This window comes from Planctomycetota bacterium (genome assembly GCA_016125255.1).
In the GTDB taxonomy this organism is placed as follows: Bacteria; Planctomycetota; Phycisphaerae; order Phycisphaerales; family Zrk34; genus RI-421.
In genome coordinates this window covers 1-18,324 of sequence record WGMD01000040.1, presented here as the reverse complement: position 1 = coordinate 18,324, position 18,324 = coordinate 1, and the positions used below count along the sequence as shown (strand labels likewise).

Sequence of the window (18,324 nt, the reverse complement as noted above, 5' to 3'; positions counted from 1 at the left end):
TTCTAGCATGCCCCGCCCGGCTCCCGCAGGCGCCGCAGCGACTACAATGCTCCATCATGCACGACGGATTCGGCCGACAAGTCGACTACCTCCGCGTCTCGATCACCGACCGGTGCAATGAGCGCTGCGGGTACTGCATGCCCGAGCATCACAGCGACTGGCTCCCCAAAGATCAGATACTCTCCTTCGAGGAAATCGAGCGCGCCGTGCGCATCGCCGTCGGGCTCGGGTTCCGCCGCTTTCGCATCACCGGCGGCGAGCCGCTCGTTCGCACCGACGCCGTCGCGCTCATCGAGCAGCTCGGCCGCATCGACGGCGTGGCGTCGCTGTCGATGACCACCAACGCCACGCGCCTCGCCCCCGTCGCCCGCCGTCTGCGCGCTGCGGGTGTGACAAGCATCAATATCTCGCTCGACGCCCTCGACGCCGATCGATATCACCGCATCACGCGCGGCCGGCTCGACGAAGCCCTCGCCGGCATCGACGCCGCCATTGACGCGGGCTTCGAAAAGATCAAGCTCAACACCGTGATGATCCGCGACCTTAATGAAGATCAGCTTTGGCCCATCGTCGAATACGGCGCGGCTCGCGGATTGCCCGTGCGGTTCATCGAGCTGATGCCCGTCAGCTCGCCCGACATGCTCGATGCCCGGCACTTCCTTTCCATCGCCGACGCGATGACATTGCTGTCAAAATATGACACGCCCGAACCCATCACCGATCGGCTCGGTCACGGCCCGGCGCGCTACTGGCGGCTCGCCCGCACCGGTGCGGTCATCGGGTTCATCGGCGCGATGACTGATGAGCACTTCTGCGAATCGTGCAACAAGATGCGCCTCACCGCCGACGGCTTCATCCGCCCGTGCCTGGGCAACCACGGCGAACTGGATTTGAAACCCGCCCTGCGCGACGACGGAACCGACGAAGCCATCGAGCGCGTCTTCCGTCAGGCCCTGACGGAAAAACCGCTCGAGCATGTCTTCCGCGATCAGTACACCCCGCTGCGCATCATGACCGCCATCGGGGGGTGAAAGCTCAAGGCGTCACGCCATGGGCTTCAGAGACGGTATATTGCCCTCATGCGTGTTCTACTCACCGGTGCCAATGGTCAGCTCGGAGCGTATGTGCACGATGCGCTGGTTGCGCAGGGCGATGAGGTTATCGCGTGGCGCGGGCATCGGGAGGTCGATCTGACGGATCGTGCGGCGCTGACGCGCGCTTTTGAGCGCGAGCGGCCGGAGGCGGTGATTCACGCGGCGGCGATCGCCAAGCCGGCCCAGGTGTTCAATGACCCCGACCGCGTCCGGGTCATCAACGTCGACGCCACCCGCCGACTCGCCGATCTGGCGGCGATGACCGAGGCGAAACTCATCTTCCTCTCGACCGACATGGTCTTCGACGGCGAGAGCGATGTCCCCTACCGGGAGAGCCATCCGCCCTGCCCCGTGTCCGAGTACGGGCATCAGAAAGTCGAGGCGGAGGCGTCAGTGCTGCGCGGGGATTTGAACATGGTGGTGCGCGTGAGTCTGATGTTCGGCCCGGCGCGGCACGGTTCGCCGACGCTCTTCGATCAGCAGATCGCCGCGATGCGGAAGGGCGAGCCGGTGCGCTTGTTTGAAGACGAATGGCGCACGCCGCTGGCGCTGCCCGAAGCGGCGGGGGGGTTGGTCATGGCGTGTCACTCGAAGGCGACGGGTCTGTATCACCTTGGCGGCGTCGAGCGGCTGAGTCGATGGGAGATGGGTTGGATCATGGCTCAGGAACTCGGCGCGGATTCGCAATGTCTGTCCGCGTGCAGTCGATTGTCGATGCACAGTGCCGAGCCGCGCCCGCGCGATCTGTCGCTGGACACGATGCGATGGGAGAGGGATTTGCCGACGATGCCGCGGCGGACCTTTCGCGAGCATGTGCGGCGGATGGTTTTACACACCTCTCCCTCCGGGAGCGGTCGGCCGCAGGCCGGGTGAGGGGGCGTTCAGTCACTGGCTGGTCTCGATTCGGATCGCGCGCTCATTCGGGGCCGCCCTCACCCCGGCCCTCTCCCGGAGGGAGAGGGGGTGGGATGCACTGTAAATGATTGACCATTCCCGGCCTGAGTGGTATTTTTGTCCCTTCGGTGGTTCGCGCCGGTTTGGGCGAAGAGGCATGTGTCAGAAGTCAGTTCGCAAGGAGCGTACAGCCATGGGTCAAGCGACGAACAGCGAAGTATTCAGCGATCTTCTGCAGGAAGAGCGCGAGTTTCCCGCGCCGGCGTCTTTCGCCAAGCACGCGGCGACGAACGACCTGTCGCTCTACAAGCGGGCGAACGACGACTACGAGGGCTACTGGGAGGATCGCGCCAAGGAATTGCACTGGTTCAAGCCATGGGGCAAGGTCATGGACTGGACCCCGCCGCATTGTCAGTGGTTCACCGGCGGGAAGATCAACATCACCTACAACTGCCTCGATCGTCACCTGACCACCGCGCGGCGCAACAAGGCGGCGCTCGTCTGGGAAGGCGAACCGGGCGAAGAGCGCACGCTCACGTACCTGCAACTGCATTACGAAGTGTGCAAGTTCGCCAACGCGCTCAAAGGGCTGGGCGTCGGCAAGGGCGATCGCGTGGCGATCTACATGCCGATGGTCGTGGAGGCGGCGGTGGCGATGCTCGCCTGCGCCCGCATCGGGGCGATTCACAGCGTCGTCTTCGGCGGGTTCAGCCCCGAGTCGCTTTCGGACCGCATCAATGACTCGGAGTGCAAAGCGCTGATCACGGCCAACGGCGGATGGCGGCGCGGGAATGTGCTGCTCCTTAAGAACGAAGCGGACAAGGCGCTGGCCAAGACGCCGAGCATCAAGAGCGTCATCGTCGTCGAGCGCGGTCACGCCGACACGTTCCCGTGTCACATGAAGGAAGGGCGCGATCACTGGTATCACGATCTGATGGAAGTCGCTTCGCCCGACTGCCCGGCCGAGCCGATGGACGCGGAGGATGTGCTGTTCATCCTGTACACCTCCGGCACGACCGGCAAGCCCAAGGGCATTGTGCATACGACCGGCGGTTACGCCGTCGGGGCCTACACGACCTGCAAGTACGTCTTCGACATGCGCGAGGAGGACATGTATTGGTGCACCGCCGACGTGGGCTGGATCACCGGGCATACCTATATCGTGTATGGCCCATTGATGAACGGCGTGTCGCAGATCATGTACGAAGGCGCCCCCAATTACCCGGAAAACGACCGGTTCTGGGACATGATCGCCCGGCACCGCGTGACGATCTTCTACACGGCTCCGACGGCGATCCGCGCGTTCATGAAATGGGGCGACGATCTGCCGGCCAAACACGATCTGTCGAGCTTGCGACTGCTCGGCAGCGTCGGCGAGCCGATCAATCCCGAAGCGTGGATGTGGTATCACAAACACATCGGGCGCGAGAAGTGTCCGATCGCCGATACGTGGTGGCAGACGGAGACGGGCAGCATCATGATCAGCGGGTTGCCGGGCGTGACGACGATGAAGCCGGGCTTCGCCGGGCCGGCGCTGCCGGGCGTGTGTGCGACGATCTTGAACGAAGCGCGCGAGGAAGTGACAAGCGGGTCGGGGCTGCTGGCGATCACCAAGCCCTGGCCGAGCATGTTGCGGACGATCTGGGGCGATGACGAGCGCTTCGTCAGCACGTATTTTTCCAAGTGGGACGCGAAGACCTATTTCCCCGGCGACGGGGCGAAGCGCGACGCGAAGGGTAACTTCATGGTGCTGGGGCGCGTCGACGATGTGCTCAACGTGTCGGGCCACCGGATCGGCACGATGGAAGTCGAGTCCGCGCTGGTCGATCACCCGGCGGTCGCCGAGTCGGCGGTCGTCGGCAAGAAGCACGACATGAAGGGCCAGGCGATCGTCGCGTTCGTGACGCTCAAGAGCGGCTTTGACATGAGCGAGGCGCTCAATGCGGAATTGCGCAAGCACGTGGCGGAGAAGATCGGCGCGATCGCCCGGCCGGAGCAGGTGATCTTCACCGCCGACCTGCCCAAGACGCGGTCGGGGAAGATCATGCGCCGCCTGCTGCGGGACATCGCCGAGGGGCGGACGCTGGGCGACACCACGACGCTCGCCGACGCCGGCGTCGTCGAGGCGCTGCGGACGAAGTATGCGGACAAGGAAGGTTGACCGGATCGAAAGCCGGTCGAAGAATCAGGCATGGCCGCACCGGACGTCAAATCCGAACTGAAGCAGCTCGCCGATCAGTTGCCGGCGAGCGCTTCGTACGCCGATGCGATGTATGCGCTGTACGTGCGGATGAAAGTCGCGCGCGGGCGCGAGGCGGCGGCGGCGGGGCACGTCACACCGCATGAGGACATCAAGCGGCGGTTCGTTCGATGATGACGCTCATCGGTCCGACCCGGCGGTCGACGACCTGCAAAGCATTTACGATTACATCGCGCTCGATTCGCAAACCTATGCGGATGCGGTGGTGCTCGAGTTGCTGGAGGCGGCGGAGCGCCTTCGCGTTTTTCCAAACGCCGGTCGCATCGTTCCGGAATTGGCGGACGATCAGACACGCGAGTTGATCATCGGGTCGTGCCGGCTGATTTACGAAACGGCGGTACAGGCCGTCATCGTGCACGCCGTGATTCACGGGGCGCGTGATTTTCCCGCAGTGTTCGGCGAGGAATCCTGATCACCCGCGCCGGCGGGGTCGGAGGGCCAGCGTGCCGAGGAGCCCCATCATCATCGTCGACGGCTCGGGGATCGAGACGGTGTCGATGGTCGGCAGGTAGTAGTGATCGGGGGCGAGCGGGGCGGCGTCGAGGTCGGCGCGGGCGATGGCGATGTGCGGGGCGTCGGCGGCGCGCGTGTGACGCTGATACGAAGACTCGAACAGGTCCGACCAGTCACCGGCCAGGCCGATCGGCGCGCCCGCGGGGGCGTCGAAGGCGTGAAACTCGCCGGAAGCGGAACACATGTCGAGCGCGTCGTCGAATCGGATGGACGCGAGCAGGTTCGGGTCGAGGCCGTGCCGCGCATCGGCGGCGTCGCGCTCGTGATGATGCGGCGTTGCGGGCACATGCACGAGGGGAACCATCGCGTAGCGCACCGGCTCGGGTTTGGCGTCGGGCTGCGTGTTGAGGCCGGCGTAGGTTGCGCCGATCGATGCGGTGAGAATGACCAGAACGACGTAACCCCGATGGCGTGTGCGCATGTCGTGGCGCCTCCGTGCGTGTGTGCGACCCGTACTTCTTCGACCGATCGGCGGGGGGCGTTTAGTGGATTGCCCGCATCAAGTCGCATGCTCAGCGTCCGCCGGCGTTATCAGCGGATTCTCGACCGGCCGCGCCGGTTTGCTATACTCATGCCGTTCGCCCGGCCGATTGCGTCGGGGCCACTTGGAGACAGGGCGTGACCGAATCGCGACCATCCACGCGCATCATCGCGCTGATGAACCAGAAGGGCGGCGTCGGCAAGACGACGACGACCGTCAACCTCGGCGCGGCGCTCGCCGAAGCGGGCAAGCGCGTGCTGCTCATCGACCTCGATCCGCAGGCGCATCTGACCCTGCACGTCGGCGTCGATCCGACGTCGCTCGAACACTCCGTCTACGATCTGCTCATCGACGACGCCCTCGCGGCCGAGGCGGTGATCCGCCGCGTCGATGACCGACTGAGCGTGCTGGGGGCGGAGGTCGATCTGGCGGGCGCGGAGCAGGAACTGGTCGCTCGACCCGACAAGCAGCGCATCCTCGCGAAGAAGCTCGCCCCGGTGAAGTCGCAGTATGACTTTGTCCTCATCGACTGCCCGCCGAGTCTGGGGCTTTTGACGATCAACGGGTTGGCGTGCGCGGGCGAAGTGATCGTGCCCATGCAGGCGCATTTTCTGGCGCTGCAGGGTTTGAGCAAGCTGCTGGAGACGGTGCAGCTCGTGCGTCAGCATGTGAACACGGCTCTGCGCGTCAGCGGCGTGGTGCTGTGCGTGCACGACGGGCACACGAAGCTGGCGGGCGAGGTGGTGGACGATCTGGCGAGCTTCTTCGCCGCGAGCCGCAAGCTGGCGATGCCGTGGTCCGGCGCGGTGATTTATCAGCCGCCGATTCGGCGGAACATCAAGCTGGCGGAATGCCCGAGTTTCGGGCAGACGATTTTTCAGTACGAGCCGACGTGCCCCGGCGCGGCGGACTACCGGCAGCTTGCGGCGATGGTGATGGGCAACGCATCGCCCGCTTCGACGCCGCCGGTTTCGCACGAGCCGCTGCCCGAAGTGGAGATTCCGGGGGCGGGGGCGGAGGTTTCGATCGAAGTGAATGCTGGTGAATCGGCGACCGAGCCCGCCGGTGGGCACGACGCATGAATCGCCGGGTCTCGATGTTCTGGATCGTCTCGCTGATTGCATGGTGGGTCGCCATCGCGATCGGTTCGCACTGGCCGCGCCTCGATATGGCGGGGGCGGTCGGGCTGGACAATGACGTGCTGCCGCTGGGCGTCGACAAGTGGGTGCACACCTCTTGTTACACCGGGCTGGCCTGGCTGGCGCTGACGTGCGGACTGTGGCGGCGTCGGGGGCGGTGGTGGTGGCTGCTGACGATCGAAACGCTCGTGCTGTACGCCCTCATCGACGAGACGCTCCAATACTTCTGCCCCGGCCGCTCCGTCGGCTACGGCGACGCGGGCGCTTCAACCTTCGGCATCATCCTCGGCTCGTACCTCTGGGCCATCGGGCAATGGCTCACGCATCACGACGGCTCCTTCGTCGCGCACACGCGGACCATCTCCGTGCTCACGCTCCTGTCGCGCTGCTTCGGACTCGTGCGCGACTGGGCGATGGCGTGGGTGTTCGGGTTCGGCTCCGTGCTCGACGCGTTCTTCATCGCCTTCACGATCCCCAATCTCTTCCGCCGCCTCTTCGGCGAAGGCGCGCTCGCCGCGGCGTTCGTCCCGCAGTATTCGCGCCTGCTCAATAAACATCCGTCCACCGCCATGGGCTTCGCCACGCGCGTCCTCGTCCAACTGACCAAGTGGCTCGTCGGCATCACCATCGCCGGCCTGATCGTCCTGCTGGCCATCGACGCGCTGGTCCCCATGTCCGATCGCACCAACCTGATCGTCAATCTGACGATGCTCACGCTCTGGTACGCCCCGCTCGTCTGCGTCGCCGCCATCCTCGGCGCGATCCTCCAGGTGCACGGCCGCTTCGGCCCGCCCGCCGCCGCCCCCGTCATCCTCAACGTCTTCATCATCGTCTCGTGCATGATCGTCGGCTACGCCCTGCCCGCCTCCGTCTCGATGGAGTGGCGCATCCGAGGCGTGTGCATCGCCATCGTCCTCGCCGGCGTCGTGCAGGCGGCCTGGCAATGGCTCCTCCGCCCCCGTCCCGCCCCCTTCGCCGAGCCCCCGCATCACGCCATGGTCGACGACGCCATGACCCGGCTCATGCAGCAGTGGGGACCGACCGTCGCCGGACTGGCCGTGTTCCAGGTCAACGTGCTGATGGATTCGATGATCGCCTGGTTCTTCTCCGCCCCGCCCAACGCACCGGCCGGGGCGACGATGAATCTGCTGGGCTGGCATCCGGTCTACCCCATGCTCGAAGGCGCCGTGTCCGTCCTCAACACGACCGCCCGGCTCTACGAGTTTCCCACCGGCGTGTTCGGCATCGCCGTCGCCACCGCCATTTTCCCCCAGCTTTCCGCCGCGGCCGAGGACACCGATCGCTTCTCCAATCTCCTGCGCGAAGGCCTGCGACTGACGCTGCTCATCGGTCTGCCCGCCAGCATCGGGCTCATCCTCGTGCGGATGCCCCTGGCCACGGCGATCTATTATCGCGGCGGGAAGCTCACCGCCGACGACGCGGCGCGCGTGGCGTGGGTGCTGACGGGGTACGCCCCGGCGGTGTGGGCCTACTCGATGAACCATGTCCTGACGCGGACTTTTTACGCCCAGCACAACACGCTCACCCCGATGCGCGTCGCCGTGGCGATGGTCGCGCTGAACATCGTGCTCAACTGCACGCTGATCTGGCCGCTGGGCGCGGCGGGGCTGGCATGGGCGACGGCGATCTGCGCGATGCTTCAGTGCGTGATCCTGCTGCGATTGGTCAAGCGCTACGTGCCGACGCCGATCGACCGCGATGTGGTGATCAGTTGGGGGCGTTCGGCGATCGTGACGCTGGCGATGAGCGCGGCGGTGTGGGCGGTGGTGCAGTCGTACGATCTTTCGACGCTGTCGCGCCTGGGCGTGGTCAGCGTGCTATTGGGCGCGACGGTCGCCGGCAGCATCGTCGTCGTCGCCGCCGCCATGCTCCTGCGCATGCCCGAAATGCGCATGCTTCTGCGGCGAGGGTGACCGTTTCGCCGCGAGCCGACGGCGAGCGCTCCCGGTGATCGAAGCGCTCGCCGTTGGCTCGCGGTTCAACGGCGGAATCATGGCGCAAAAAAAACGAATCGCCGCCTGCTAAGAACAGCGATTCGACCCCCGCACCTTGCTCCCGCCCGATGACAGTCGCCGGCCGAACGAAAAGTCCGACAGGCGGCCGACCACGGTGATCATCCAACCGCGTCTCCCCTGGCGCGGTCCCCTTCGATCACCGATCTCCCACATTTGCACATGTCAACCGCGTCAAACCATGGACGCATCGCGACGAGCACAAACTTCGACTTGTAGTTTCAATCCGTTGAAGGACGACAGAGGTGGAATCCGTTCACCGTGGTCCACATCCATGACCACTTGAAAATCATCTAAACAACCCGCTTCCCGGGTGTCAAGGAAAATACTGAATTCATTTTCGCAAAATCGGCAAATCCGCACTGGCGCGGCGGCAATGGGCGATCAGATGCTCAAAAAGTCCGATGCCCAGCGCATCGTCGTCCGTGCGCTCCGGGTGCCACTGCACGCCCAGGTAAAAACGCCCGTCCGCATTGGGTCGATCGATCGCTTCGATGACCGGCGACGCGCCCGCCTGTTCGCTGACGGCGATGGTGCGCATCGCGCCCGGGTCCGCCACGGCCTGATGATGCATGGAGTACACACGCCCGCGGCGGGGCAGGTACGGATGATCGCGCATGATCAGGCGCACATCATGCGGCGCGGATTTGTGGCACGCCGCGCTGGCTTCGTCGAAGCCCGGCGCGTCGGGCAGATGCTGATGCAGTTTCCCGCCGGCGTTGAGCGCCATCATCTGCATGCCCAGGCAGATGCCCAGCACTGGATGATCCGTGCGCTGGATCGCCGCGATCAGCGCCGACTCGAACGCCTGCCGGGCGGGATGAAGCAGGTCGGCCTTGGGGTGGGGCTTTTGGCCGTAGGGCGTCGTATCCGGGTCATTGCCGCCGGAGAGGACGAACCCGTCGCAGAGCTTCAGGTACGCGTCGATGTGTTCGATTTCGCACGGCAGCAGAATGGGGACGCCGCCGGCGCTGGTGACGGCGGCGGCGTAAGTGGCGGGGGACTCATGCCGCCAGATCGCGCCGGGTTCGGTCGGACGATTCGTGTCGCACGTGATGCCGATGATCGGCTGCATGGGAACATTGTACCGCGCCCCCGTTTAGCCGCGAGCCAACGGCGAGCGCTCCCGGTGATCGAAGCGCTCGCCGTTGGCTCGCGGCCAAACGGGATCAGCCCCCGCCGAGTTTTTGCAGGAGTTTCATGCGCTGGCGGAAGCTGTTGAACGGGTCGCGGTCGGTGGGGTCTTCGCCGTCGAAGAGGACATTGGAAATCTGCGCCTGGGTCCAGACGGCTTTGGCGGCGGGGGCGGGGGCGACGGGGGAGAAGCCGACGACGAGGGTTTGCCCGGCGGGGACGGGGGTTTCGCAGGTGAGCGTCAGCGGGTCCTCGCCGCGCATGGGCAGGGCGAGCTGGAGCGATTTGAGGTCGCGGCCGGCGTTGTTGGTGACGCTCATCATGAGGATCGTCGCCCCGGCTTCGTCCTTGCGCGTGCCTTTGAAGCGGACGGGCGTGACGTTGGCTTTCATCGCCGCGTCGATCATGGCGCTGACCTGCCGGACCATCATGTCCGTGTCCTCGGGGCGGTAGTCGTCGGCTTCGCGTTCCTTGGCGGTCGTGGTCGTGACGCGCTTGGAGACGAGTTTGCGCCACGAGTTGTTCGGCCCGTTGCGCATCGACATGAGCACATCGGTGTAGAGGCGATGTTCGCTGGTGCCGATGTCGCCGATGCTGCGCTGGACGATGGTCAGGACGACGACGGTGCCCACGCCGTCTTTTTCGGCGTCGGCGAGGGCGGTCTTGGGGTCCTTTTCCGCTTCGATCGTGACGGCGTAGCTGCCGGGGGTATGCGGGAGATTGCGCGACTCGGAGAGCGCGACGACGACGGCCTGCTTGGCGGTGCGGGGCGAGATGCCGGCCAGATTCTCCAGCGGGTGCGCCTCCTTTTTCTGAGACGCGGGGAACTGGTCGGCGACGTCGACGATGATCAGGGTGTGCGACAGGTCGGGTTTGACCACGGGGGCGTCGGCGAAAGCGAACTCCGGCAGGGCCAGGGTCATCAAGAGCGTCAACGCGGCGCGGCGGATGTGCATGGCCCTGCCTTTCATGAACAGTGTCGATCCAACCTACCGGCGGACGGGTCGCCGCGTTGCACCACTTGGGGCGAGCGGTGCCGTGCCCCCGCTTTATTGATCACGATATCCGCCGCCGGTTTTACGCCACGTCGCCCAGCGTGCGCATCATGCCCTCGAACATCGGCCGGTGCCGCAGCGATTCAATCACCGCCACGAACTGCGGCTCCGCCCCGGTGGCACGCATGTGCTCGGCGATCACCGACACCCGGGCTGACCGCTCCGCATCATCGACCTGCGCCAATTCCACGACCCACTGGCGCAACTGCCGGTCCGCCGCCACCGCCGCGATCCAATCCGTCATCCCGCGCGTGAACCACGCATACTTCGTCTCACGAACCTTGTTGGCTGACATGTCCCAATCCTCTCGAACAGCGATACATCCCACGTTCAAGTATAGGGGGCCGGGGGGCGGGGATCGGGGTTCGGGGATCAGGGATGTCCCGCCCCGGAAAACCACGCGAGCACGGGCTTGTTTTCGAGGGGCAGCGGGTGAATCTGCGTCAATGCATCACGGCGCTGGCTCGACCACTTCGCCCACTCGCGTGCGTCGAAGACGACCCAGCACGGGTCCGGCCGATCCATGATCTCGCTCATCCCGCGCGGGTAGCGCACGACATGCACCTGCGCGTAGTGGAACAGTTCGGGGTTGTTCATGACCGCAAGCTCGGCCGCGATGGTCGCATCCGCCCCGACGATGTCGCGCATGACGAGTCCTGCGGCGCGCCCCGAGTGGTCGAACTCCTGCGCGGTCTTGAAGGCATTGAACGGCAGGGCGGCGAGCGCGATGAGCATCACCAGCGTCCATCCGCCGATGGCCCGCCGCTGCGTGATCCATGCAAACAAGCTCACCGCGCCGACAAGCGCGATGAGCACGCCGCTGGTGATGAGCAGCGGGCGCGACTCGTGGGCCTCGCGCCAACTGATCGCGATGAGTCCGAGCGACAGGCCGACGAGCGCCAGCGTGCTGACGGTGCTGATCTGTCGAAGGCGTGTGCGGGCCATTTCGCCGTATCCGCCGCGGCGCCAGAGTTCGACGACGCAGCCGGCGAGCGGACACAGGAGCGTCAGCACCATGTATCCGTAGCGCGGGCGATTGAGCAGGGCGAGCATGCTGATGACGATCGCCGCGATGAACGCCCCGACGAGCGCCCGGCTCAATCGCCGCTCCGATTCGCTCATCGCTTCGCCCGCCGATCGCAGCATGACGAACGGAATCGCCAGCGTCAGCGGCAGCCCCAGCACCAAAAGCTCCGGCCCGAGCAGGGCCGCATCCCGCAAGCGCTCCCCGTCCGTGAAACTCAGCCGGCTCGCCACTTCGTTGACCCCGGTCATGTCCTGCGTCATCGCATGCTCGCGCACAAACGTCAGCGCGAGCCACGCCCACGCGCCGAACACGATCAAGCCGACGAGCAGCCCGCCCCATGTGCTCGGCCGGGCAAGCCAGCGCCAATGTCGATTCATCACCGACGCCCCGACGATCGCTCCGCCCATCACCGGCAGCCCCGCCGGGCCTTTCAATAGCAGCGTCGCCCCCGTCGCCGCCGCGAGCACCAGTGACCATGCCCACCGTTTTTCCCCGCTGCCGAAGCCCAATTCGATCAACACCAGCGCCGCCGTCGCGCTGGCGAGCGTGTTGAGCGCATCGATATCCGCGCTGCGGTTCTGTGCCCACAATGCCACGAGCCCGCAGTAGCTCAATCCGCTGACGAGTCCCGCCGTCTCGCCGAACCACCGCCGGCCGAAGGCCCACAAAATCATCGCCATCGCCGCCGCCCCGATCGCCGATGGCAATCGCCAGATCAATTCATCCGCCCGCCCGGCGATCGATTCGACGATGGCGATCGCCCAGTACATGCCCGGCGGCTTCCGCACGTACGCCTTGCCGTAAAGATGCGGCACGAGCCACTGACCCGTCGTCACCATCTCGTGCCCCGTCAGCGCGCGATGCCCCTCCGTCCGCGCGAGCGGCCCCTCCCCCAGCGCCCACAGATTCGTGAACAGCGCGACACACAGCACCGCCATCGCCGCGAGCGCCGGAGGCATGCCTCGCCGCGCAGCCAGCGAACCTGTCGCCGTTTGATTCATGGATGGAGCACCGGCAGCGGGTCCGGCGCCTTTTCGATCACGCCCGCCTTGACGAGTCCCGCCGCGACTTCCGACATGTGCTCGTTCATGTAATTGATCAGCGCCGTGTCCTTGTCGAGCCAGTCATACTGCCGCAGGTCCGCGTACACCTCATCGAGCGGCTTGCGCTCGACGAGCAGCTTGTAGAACCCGATGGTCCCGCCGGTCCGCTGCGTCCCCGCCGAGCAGTGCACGAGCGCCGGCTCTTTCGCCTTGACCGCCTCGGCGAGCCGCGTCACCGCTGCGATGTATTGATTGACGTCGCCCGTCCCATCGCCGCGCAAGGGGTAGTGCCGCCGCTCGATCCCGAGCTTTTTGCACGCAATCGCCTCCGCGTCGCCCGTTTGCTCGCCCGGCATCGAACTGCGCAGATCGATGACGACCTTGATGTGATTGTCCTTGAGCACCGAATAAATCAGCGGCCCCGAAATCTTCCCGCTCCGGTAAATCGCCCCGGGCTCCACCGTCCCGAACCGCTTGGGCACCACGTAATCTTCGAGCACCTTGTGCCAGAACACGCCGCCCCCGACGGCGACGAGCACCACCAGCCCGATCGTATGCCCGAGCCCCCATCGCGCCTTTTTTTGCGATGAAGCCGCGGCCTCCGGGCCGTGCGCCTCGTCATGCGTCTGCGTCAGCGTCTGGTCCATGGTCAAAGCATATTGTCCCGCCCGCACCATGTCGACCGAATCGCGTATCATGCAATACGTCCCCGCGCCCGCCCGTTTGTCTGTTCGCCTCGTTCCCCTTAACCGAAAAGGACCCGCCATGTCCCCATTCCCCCGTCGCCTCGCACTCCTGTCCCTCGCCGCCTTCGCCTTCGCCCTGACCCAACCCCTCTTCGCCGCCGAACCGACCAAGCGCATTCTCTTCTTCACGCGCTCCGCCGGCTACGAGCACTCCGTCGTCAAAGTCTCCGGCGACAAACCCTGCTACGCTGAAACCATCCTCCGCCCCCTCTGCGAAAAGAACGGCTGGGAGCTGACCGTCACCAAAGACGGCTCCGTCTTCACCCCCGAAAATATCGCCAAGTACGACGCCTTCGCCTTCTACACGACCGGCGACCTGACCGGCCCCGCCAAAGACGGCTCCAATCCGATGAGCAAGGAAGGCAAGGCCGCGCTGCTCCAGGCCATCCACGACGGCAAGGGATGGATCGGATTCCACTGCGCCTCCGACACGTTCCATACCAACTCCGACCGCTACCACCTCGACCCCGTCGAAAAGCGCGACCCCTACATCAACGTCATCGGCGGCGAGTTCATCCACCACGGCGCCCAACAGTCCACCACCCAGCAGCTCGTCGATCCCAAATTCCCCGGCTTGGAAAACCTCCAGTCCTTCGATAAGACCGAAGAGTGGTACTCGCTCAAGAACTTCGCGGATAACGACCATGTCATCCTCGTCAACGAGACGAAGAACATGAAAGGCAACATGTACCAGCGACCGGCCTACCCGAGCACTTGGGCCCGCATGGAAGGCACCGGCCGCGTCTTCTACACCAGCATGGGACACCGCGAAGACGTCTGGACCAGCCCCCAGTTCCAGACCGTCATCACCGCCGGCTTCCGCTGGATCCTCCACGAAACCGACGCCGACGTCACCCCCAACATCTCCGCCGTCGCCCCCGAAGCCAACACCATCCCCCCGTCCCCCGAACCCAAAAAATAATCCGGCAAACGCAAAACCCGAAACGCCAATCAACCCACCAAGCCCTCCCCACCCCGGGAGGGCTTTTCCTTCCCCCCATTAACCAATAGCAAATGCCCAATGCCCAATAGCCAATGCGTGGGTCAATGATCATCAGGCATTCGTCATTTGTTATTGAAAACCCCAACCCCCGACCCCCATTTTTCCCTTGGTCTCCCCGCGTTCACAGGTTATATTGGTCCCAGAGAAACCGGCCAACTGGCCGGCTGAGGCAAACGAAACACGTCTCGCCCTTGGGTCAATGGCATTTCGAGCGTTCAAACCGCGCCCGATGTGCGCATTGACCATCACTGGTCTCGGAGAAATCAACATGCGCCGCCAACCCCTGATCCTGACCGCCGCCGCCGCCGCCGTCCTCCTCGCATTCGCCTTCGCGCCCCGCGCCGACGCCGCGACGATCACCGGCACCGTCACCCCCATCCCCACCACCACCAGCTTCCCCCTCACCTCCAACAACACACTCGACTGGGCCTACTGGAACACCACATCCACCGGACTCTCCTCCCCCCTCGCCCCGACCAATCGCAAAGCCGGCGGCTCCCTCATCAGCGGCGTCTCCAAGATCGGCGGCTCCTCCCTCCGCGGAAGCTCCACAACCACCCGCGTCTCCTTCGCCTTCTCCGATGGCGCCTCGCCCACCAACGGTCCCGCCTCCAACGTCTCGGGCATCTTCAACTCCACCCTCAACTCCAACGGCGTCGGCGTCACCCTCAACGTCACACTCCCCACCGTCGACACATACTTCATCTCCGTCTGGGCCGGCGCCTTCGATGGAACCGTCCGATTTCAAGCCACCCTCCCCGGCGCGACCACCTTCCTCAACACCGCCTTCACCGCCGGCCACTCCTCCCCCAAAGAAGCCGCCCTCTACTACCTCCTCGCCACTCCCAATTCCCCCGGCGACGTCCTGACCCTCAACCTCACCCTCCTCAACACCGCCAGCACCAACGCCCATGTCCTCCTCGCCGGACTCGCCGTCGTCATCCCCGCCCCTTCCGCCTTCCCCGCCGGCCTCTCCCTCCTGTCCCTCCCCCTCCTCCGCCGCCGCCCCCGCAAACATCTCCGCTAACCCCGCCCCTCTCCCACTCCCCACGCATCTTGACACCGCCGACCAACCTGCGATGATGCACCCCGCTTTCAGCGGCCCCGCCAGATCCATCAAGCAACCTTTTGCTTCCAGGAGTCCATTCATGGCTTCGTCTCCGATCACCGGCGGATGTTTCTGCGGCCAAAACCGCTTCGAAATCTCCGCCCCCGCCGTCGACACCCATCATTGCCACTGCTCCATCTGCCGACGCCTCCAGGGCGCCCCCTTCGTCACCCTCTCCATCTTCCCCCGCTCCGGCTTCAAGTGGACCAAGGGCCCGTCCCTCGACACCTTCGACTCCTCGCCCACCGTCCACCGCCACCGCTGCAAAAACTGCGGCACCGCCCTGACCCTCACCTTCGAAGGACACGCCAAGTTCGCCGACCTCATCGCCATCACCCGCACCAGTCTCGACCCCGGCATGGAACCCGGACACCCCCCCGAATCCCTCCGCCACGCCTTCTGGCCCGACAAAGTCAAGTGGCTCGACCTCCACGACTCCGTCCGCCACACCGACGGCTTCGCCTGAACAACTTCAGGAAACCCGAAACTCGAAATCCGAAGTAAATCAATCAAGCCCTCCCAATCACGGGAGGGCTTTTTTCTTCCGCTGTCTTTCGTAGGGTGGCGTCAAGCGCAGCGGACCCACCACGCCAGCCGAACCATCACAACACAACAGCGGATCGCCCCAACCGCCCAACCCACTCACGCCAATGCGCTGACCGACCGCGCCAAGCTTCCACGTCTCGCGTGACGGGTCCGCTGCGCTTGACCCATACTACCTCGCTGACGTGGTGGGTTCGCACTCTATTTGCTACATGCTTGTAGCTTTTCTGTGATTTTGTTGAGCAACTCAATGATTTTTGTGGTCGTAATTTGATCGATCGGCGTATTAGCAATTGCGAGATACATTGCCTCGGCCTTATGGTATGGAATGTTTAGGTTCCGCAGCCAACCAGCAATTTGCTTCGTACGAGGCTTAAAGTGAGTGCGTTCACTCTGCCGACTAAGCCAAGTATTAAAGGACTCAAGTGATACTTTCGATCGCGCCTCTTCTGACTCTTGCAATTTGTGAATTGCATTGACATAACTTGCCAAACCAATAATGTCTTCAAATTCCTCAGAATTTTCGAAGAATATCACGGGAACACCTTCAAGGGCCGGACTGCTCCGTTGCAGCTTTTGCGAATATTCGTTCTTCTTGTCGCCATCCAGCAACAAGACCGGAGTGGCGCCATGTGCTTTAGCAAAGCCGCAACATTTCTCATAGTCGCACCCATCGAAATCCCACATCGCGACTCGGGAAAGCAACATCGATGCTTCTGGATAGTGTTTGGCCTCGTCAATCATCGAAACTAAAAGCGGTATGCAGATTTGCTCAGTGACGCCTTCAAGCAGAAGTGTTACTGGAGCGAAGAACAAACTGTCCGTAGCGACCATGCCTAGACTTGCACGAACTGCCTGAAACCCGCGGTCACATGGTCGATGCTCGATCTTGCTCGCACCTATACCTGAGTTGCCGACTCGTCGTATTAGACGGATTGACTCTGGGCGCATCGGATTGATCATTGCCGGAGAATGCGTCGCGTAAATCACTTGAATGAGTGGGTGAGCTGCTACTTCTTCTAGGATAGTTCGAAGCAGATGCTGCGAATCGGCGTGTAGCGATTCCTCGGGCTCATCATACAGGATAATGACGTTCTCTTTTGATTCGACGGCTCGTAATAAGACGCCGGCGATTGACAAGATTGATTGAATCCCACGTCCCCGTTGAGTCGGCCGCGTAACGGTGCCGTGCGAATCAATCAGGTGTACTATTACAGTGTGTGAACTCGTTGGCCGCAATTGAAAGGTGAATGGAGATTGGCGTGGGAAGAGGCGAGAAAGCGCGCGGTTGAGTCGCTCTTGGCCTTGAAGTAACGCACCGTCGAGTTTCGTCGCACTAAATCCTTCCCACCGTGAAGTCGAATACGGGGAGTCGAATGCAACCTCAAGCAATTCTCTTTCGACGAGAGTCGGATTCTTGAGTTCAATCTCGTCTCGGAGCGTGGGCTTGCCGACACGAGGTAGACAAATAGTTTTCGGCATTGTCTGTATCGGGTTTGAGCTTTTGATTGACGTCCCATCGGCTTTGTGATGTCTCTTTGCGACAATCTGAAACCGCTCCTTCACCAATGAGACTTCTGCATCTACACGCACGAATTCAGGAGCGATTGGCAAGCCTGCAGCGGCGCGAAGGGGGGAATTGACGACATTAAATGTTGCTAAGCATCCGATCTTGCTATCCTTCGACCAAGGTTCGATGGCAGCAGATTGATAGTCATTATTCACATCTGATTCTAAAAACGCTCCAGTTTGAGAGTCTTTGCACATCAAAGCGATTAGGCGCAACAGCATGGATTTGCCCGAATCATTAGCGCCAGTCAGTACGGTCACATCGGACTGCAACTTTAGCTTCTCATGCGGTCCAAAGGGTCCGAAATGTCTTGGTTGGATTGATTCGAGAATCATTTGTCGACTTCCTATATCTAGTTCCAGCGTTGTAGGTCCGACCGCGGTCCAACATCACAGTTGATGGTGCGTTCTTCGTCAAGTTTCTTGTTCATTGCGCGTTTGGTCGACAGATGAAATCTGCGAATCCATCAGTACTTCAGTTTGTTCTGCTCATACTCCTTGAGTCGGCCGTGGTAGTGTTTGACTTGGTCGGGTTGGAGGCGGGGGTCAAGTCCCTGTCGTGCTGTAAATTCGTGAAGGGGCGGGTGTCTGGACGGCGGGTTGGTGTTGGGTGTTGAAGGTCTGATTCAGTTCCTTTCGGATCGCATCGATCTGTTGACGGTCGAAGCTCGTCATCTTGATG

General features: G+C 63.4%; 16 protein-coding genes and 1 pseudogene. 10 read left to right on the top strand and 7 right to left on the bottom strand.

Annotation, left to right across the window (positions count from 1 at the left end):
* Positions 1-56 precede the first annotated feature (56 nt).
* The 5 genes from moaA (at position 57) to GC162_20730 (ending at position 4,660) form a co-directional block, all read left to right on the top strand.
* Positions 57-1,031 carry a GTP 3',8-cyclase MoaA gene (gene moaA, locus GC162_20750; GenBank protein ID MBI1371066.1) on the top strand — a complete coding sequence of 325 codons (975 nt, stop codon included), beginning with the start codon at positions 57-59 and terminating at the stop codon, positions 1,029-1,031.
* A 48-nt stretch (positions 1,032-1,079) separates the two neighbouring features.
* The gene (locus GC162_20745; protein ID MBI1371065.1) at positions 1,080-1,967 is read left to right on the top strand and encodes a sugar nucleotide-binding protein; all 888 of its coding nucleotides are present in this window, start codon (positions 1,080-1,082) and stop codon (positions 1,965-1,967) included.
* 214 nt (positions 1,968-2,181) lie between these two features.
* Positions 2,182-4,149: an acetate--CoA ligase gene (gene acs, locus GC162_20740; protein MBI1371064.1), complete on the top strand. Its 1,968-nt coding sequence runs from the start codon at positions 2,182-2,184 to the stop codon at positions 4,147-4,149.
* Positions 4,150-4,179: 30 nt separating this feature from the next.
* The gene (locus tag GC162_20735; GenBank protein MBI1371063.1) at positions 4,180-4,362 is read left to right on the top strand and encodes a hypothetical protein; all 183 of its coding nucleotides are present in this window, start codon (positions 4,180-4,182) and stop codon (positions 4,360-4,362) included.
* Positions 4,331-4,660 (top strand): type II toxin-antitoxin system RelE/ParE family toxin, encoded by a 330-nt coding sequence (locus tag GC162_20730; protein ID MBI1371062.1) that lies wholly within the window; start codon positions 4,331-4,333, stop codon positions 4,658-4,660. The genes GC162_20735 and GC162_20730 overlap by 32 nt, the downstream gene beginning before the upstream one ends.
* On the opposite strand, the gene GC162_20725 is transcribed toward GC162_20730, so the two are convergent.
* On the bottom strand, positions 4,661-5,182 hold the full coding sequence (locus tag GC162_20725; protein MBI1371061.1) for a hypothetical protein: 522 nt from the start codon (positions 5,180-5,182) through the stop codon (positions 4,661-4,663).
* Between the two features lie 236 nt (positions 5,183-5,418).
* On the opposite strand from GC162_20725, the pseudogene GC162_20720 reads away from it, so the two are divergent.
* Positions 5,419-6,198, top strand: a pseudogene (locus GC162_20720) (AAA family ATPase).
* Between the two features lie 122 nt (positions 6,199-6,320).
* Positions 6,321-8,315 carry a murein biosynthesis integral membrane protein MurJ gene (gene murJ / locus GC162_20715; GenBank protein MBI1371060.1) on the top strand — a complete coding sequence of 665 codons (1,995 nt, stop codon included), beginning with the start codon at positions 6,321-6,323 and terminating at the stop codon, positions 8,313-8,315.
* Positions 8,316-8,748: 433 nt separating this feature from the next.
* Here the strand turns inward: murJ and GC162_20710 are convergent, their stop codons facing one another.
* The 5 genes from GC162_20710 to GC162_20690 all read right to left on the bottom strand — a co-directional run bounded on the left by GC162_20710 (position 8,749) and on the right by GC162_20690 (position 13,536).
* Positions 8,749-9,489 (bottom strand): gamma-glutamyl-gamma-aminobutyrate hydrolase family protein, encoded by a 741-nt coding sequence (locus GC162_20710; protein MBI1371059.1) that lies wholly within the window; start codon positions 9,487-9,489, stop codon positions 8,749-8,751.
* Between the two features lie 94 nt (positions 9,490-9,583).
* Positions 9,584-10,519, bottom strand: a complete 936-nt coding sequence (locus tag GC162_20705; protein ID MBI1371058.1) for a hypothetical protein — start codon at positions 10,517-10,519, stop codon at positions 9,584-9,586.
* A 106-nt stretch (positions 10,520-10,625) separates the two neighbouring features.
* A complete protein-coding gene (locus GC162_20700; protein ID MBI1371057.1) occupies positions 10,626-10,898 on the bottom strand; it encodes a hypothetical protein in 273 nt (90 codons plus the stop codon).
* A 77-nt stretch (positions 10,899-10,975) separates the two neighbouring features.
* Positions 10,976-12,631 carry a hypothetical protein gene (locus tag GC162_20695; GenBank protein ID MBI1371056.1) on the bottom strand — a complete coding sequence of 552 codons (1,656 nt, stop codon included), beginning with the start codon at positions 12,629-12,631 and terminating at the stop codon, positions 10,976-10,978.
* A complete protein-coding gene (locus GC162_20690; GenBank protein MBI1371055.1) occupies positions 12,628-13,536 on the bottom strand; it encodes a hypothetical protein in 909 nt (302 codons plus the stop codon). The genes GC162_20695 and GC162_20690 overlap by 4 nt, the downstream gene beginning before the upstream one ends.
* Between GC162_20690 and GC162_20685 the strand changes: the two genes are divergently transcribed.
* The 3 genes from GC162_20685 (at position 13,319) to GC162_20675 (ending at position 15,996) form a co-directional block, all read left to right on the top strand.
* Positions 13,319-14,341: a ThuA domain-containing protein gene (locus tag GC162_20685; GenBank protein MBI1371054.1), complete on the top strand. Its 1,023-nt coding sequence runs from the start codon at positions 13,319-13,321 to the stop codon at positions 14,339-14,341. The two genes, GC162_20690 and GC162_20685, sit on opposite strands and share 218 nt — an antisense overlap.
* Positions 14,342-14,690: 349 nt before the next feature.
* Positions 14,691-15,449, top strand: a complete 759-nt coding sequence (locus GC162_20680) for a hypothetical protein (protein MBI1371053.1) — start codon at positions 14,691-14,693, stop codon at positions 15,447-15,449.
* A complete protein-coding gene (locus tag GC162_20675) occupies positions 15,334-15,996 on the top strand; it encodes a hypothetical protein (protein ID MBI1371052.1) in 663 nt (220 codons plus the stop codon). The genes GC162_20680 and GC162_20675 overlap by 116 nt, the downstream gene beginning before the upstream one ends.
* A gap of 278 nt (positions 15,997-16,274) precedes the next feature.
* Here GC162_20675 and GC162_20670 read toward each other — a convergent pair whose 3' ends face one another.
* Positions 16,275-17,978, bottom strand: coding sequence for an AAA family ATPase (locus GC162_20670; protein ID MBI1371051.1), 1,704 nt, complete (start codon positions 17,976-17,978; stop codon positions 16,275-16,277).
* Between the last annotated feature and the right edge of the window lie 346 nt (positions 17,979-18,324).

Coding starts and splice junctions, on each gene's coding strand:
- GC162_20675 (MBI1371052.1), top strand. CDS start 15,334: ATGTCCTCCTCGCCGGACTCGCCGTCGTCATCCCCGCCCCTTCCGCCT.
- GC162_20700 (MBI1371057.1), bottom strand. CDS start 10,898: ATGTCAGCCAACAAGGTTCGTGAGACGAAGTATGCGTGGTTCACGCGC.
- GC162_20670 (MBI1371051.1), bottom strand. CDS start 17,978: ATGATTCTCGAATCAATCCAACCAAGACATTTCGGACCCTTTGGACCG.
- murJ (MBI1371060.1), top strand. CDS start 6,321: ATGAATCGCCGGGTCTCGATGTTCTGGATCGTCTCGCTGATTGCATGG.
- GC162_20745 (MBI1371065.1), top strand. CDS start 1,080: ATGCGTGTTCTACTCACCGGTGCCAATGGTCAGCTCGGAGCGTATGTG.
- GC162_20710 (MBI1371059.1), bottom strand. CDS start 9,489: ATGCAGCCGATCATCGGCATCACGTGCGACACGAATCGTCCGACCGAA.
- GC162_20725 (MBI1371061.1), bottom strand. CDS start 5,182: ATGCGCACACGCCATCGGGGTTACGTCGTTCTGGTCATTCTCACCGCA.
- GC162_20730 (MBI1371062.1), top strand. CDS start 4,331: ATGAGGACATCAAGCGGCGGTTCGTTCGATGATGACGCTCATCGGTCC.
- GC162_20735 (MBI1371063.1), top strand. CDS start 4,180: ATGGCCGCACCGGACGTCAAATCCGAACTGAAGCAGCTCGCCGATCAG.
- acs (MBI1371064.1), top strand. CDS start 2,182: ATGGGTCAAGCGACGAACAGCGAAGTATTCAGCGATCTTCTGCAGGAA.
- GC162_20685 (MBI1371054.1), top strand. CDS start 13,319: ATGGTCAAAGCATATTGTCCCGCCCGCACCATGTCGACCGAATCGCGT.
- GC162_20680 (MBI1371053.1), top strand. CDS start 14,691: ATGCGCCGCCAACCCCTGATCCTGACCGCCGCCGCCGCCGCCGTCCTC.
- GC162_20695 (MBI1371056.1), bottom strand. CDS start 12,631: ATGAATCAAACGGCGACAGGTTCGCTGGCTGCGCGGCGAGGCATGCCT.
- GC162_20705 (MBI1371058.1), bottom strand. CDS start 10,519: ATGAAAGGCAGGGCCATGCACATCCGCCGCGCCGCGTTGACGCTCTTG.
- GC162_20690 (MBI1371055.1), bottom strand. CDS start 13,536: ATGCGCTTGGTCGGTTCGGCGGCGAAGAGGGGTTGGGTCAGGGCGAAG.
- moaA (MBI1371066.1), top strand. CDS start 57: ATGCACGACGGATTCGGCCGACAAGTCGACTACCTCCGCGTCTCGATC.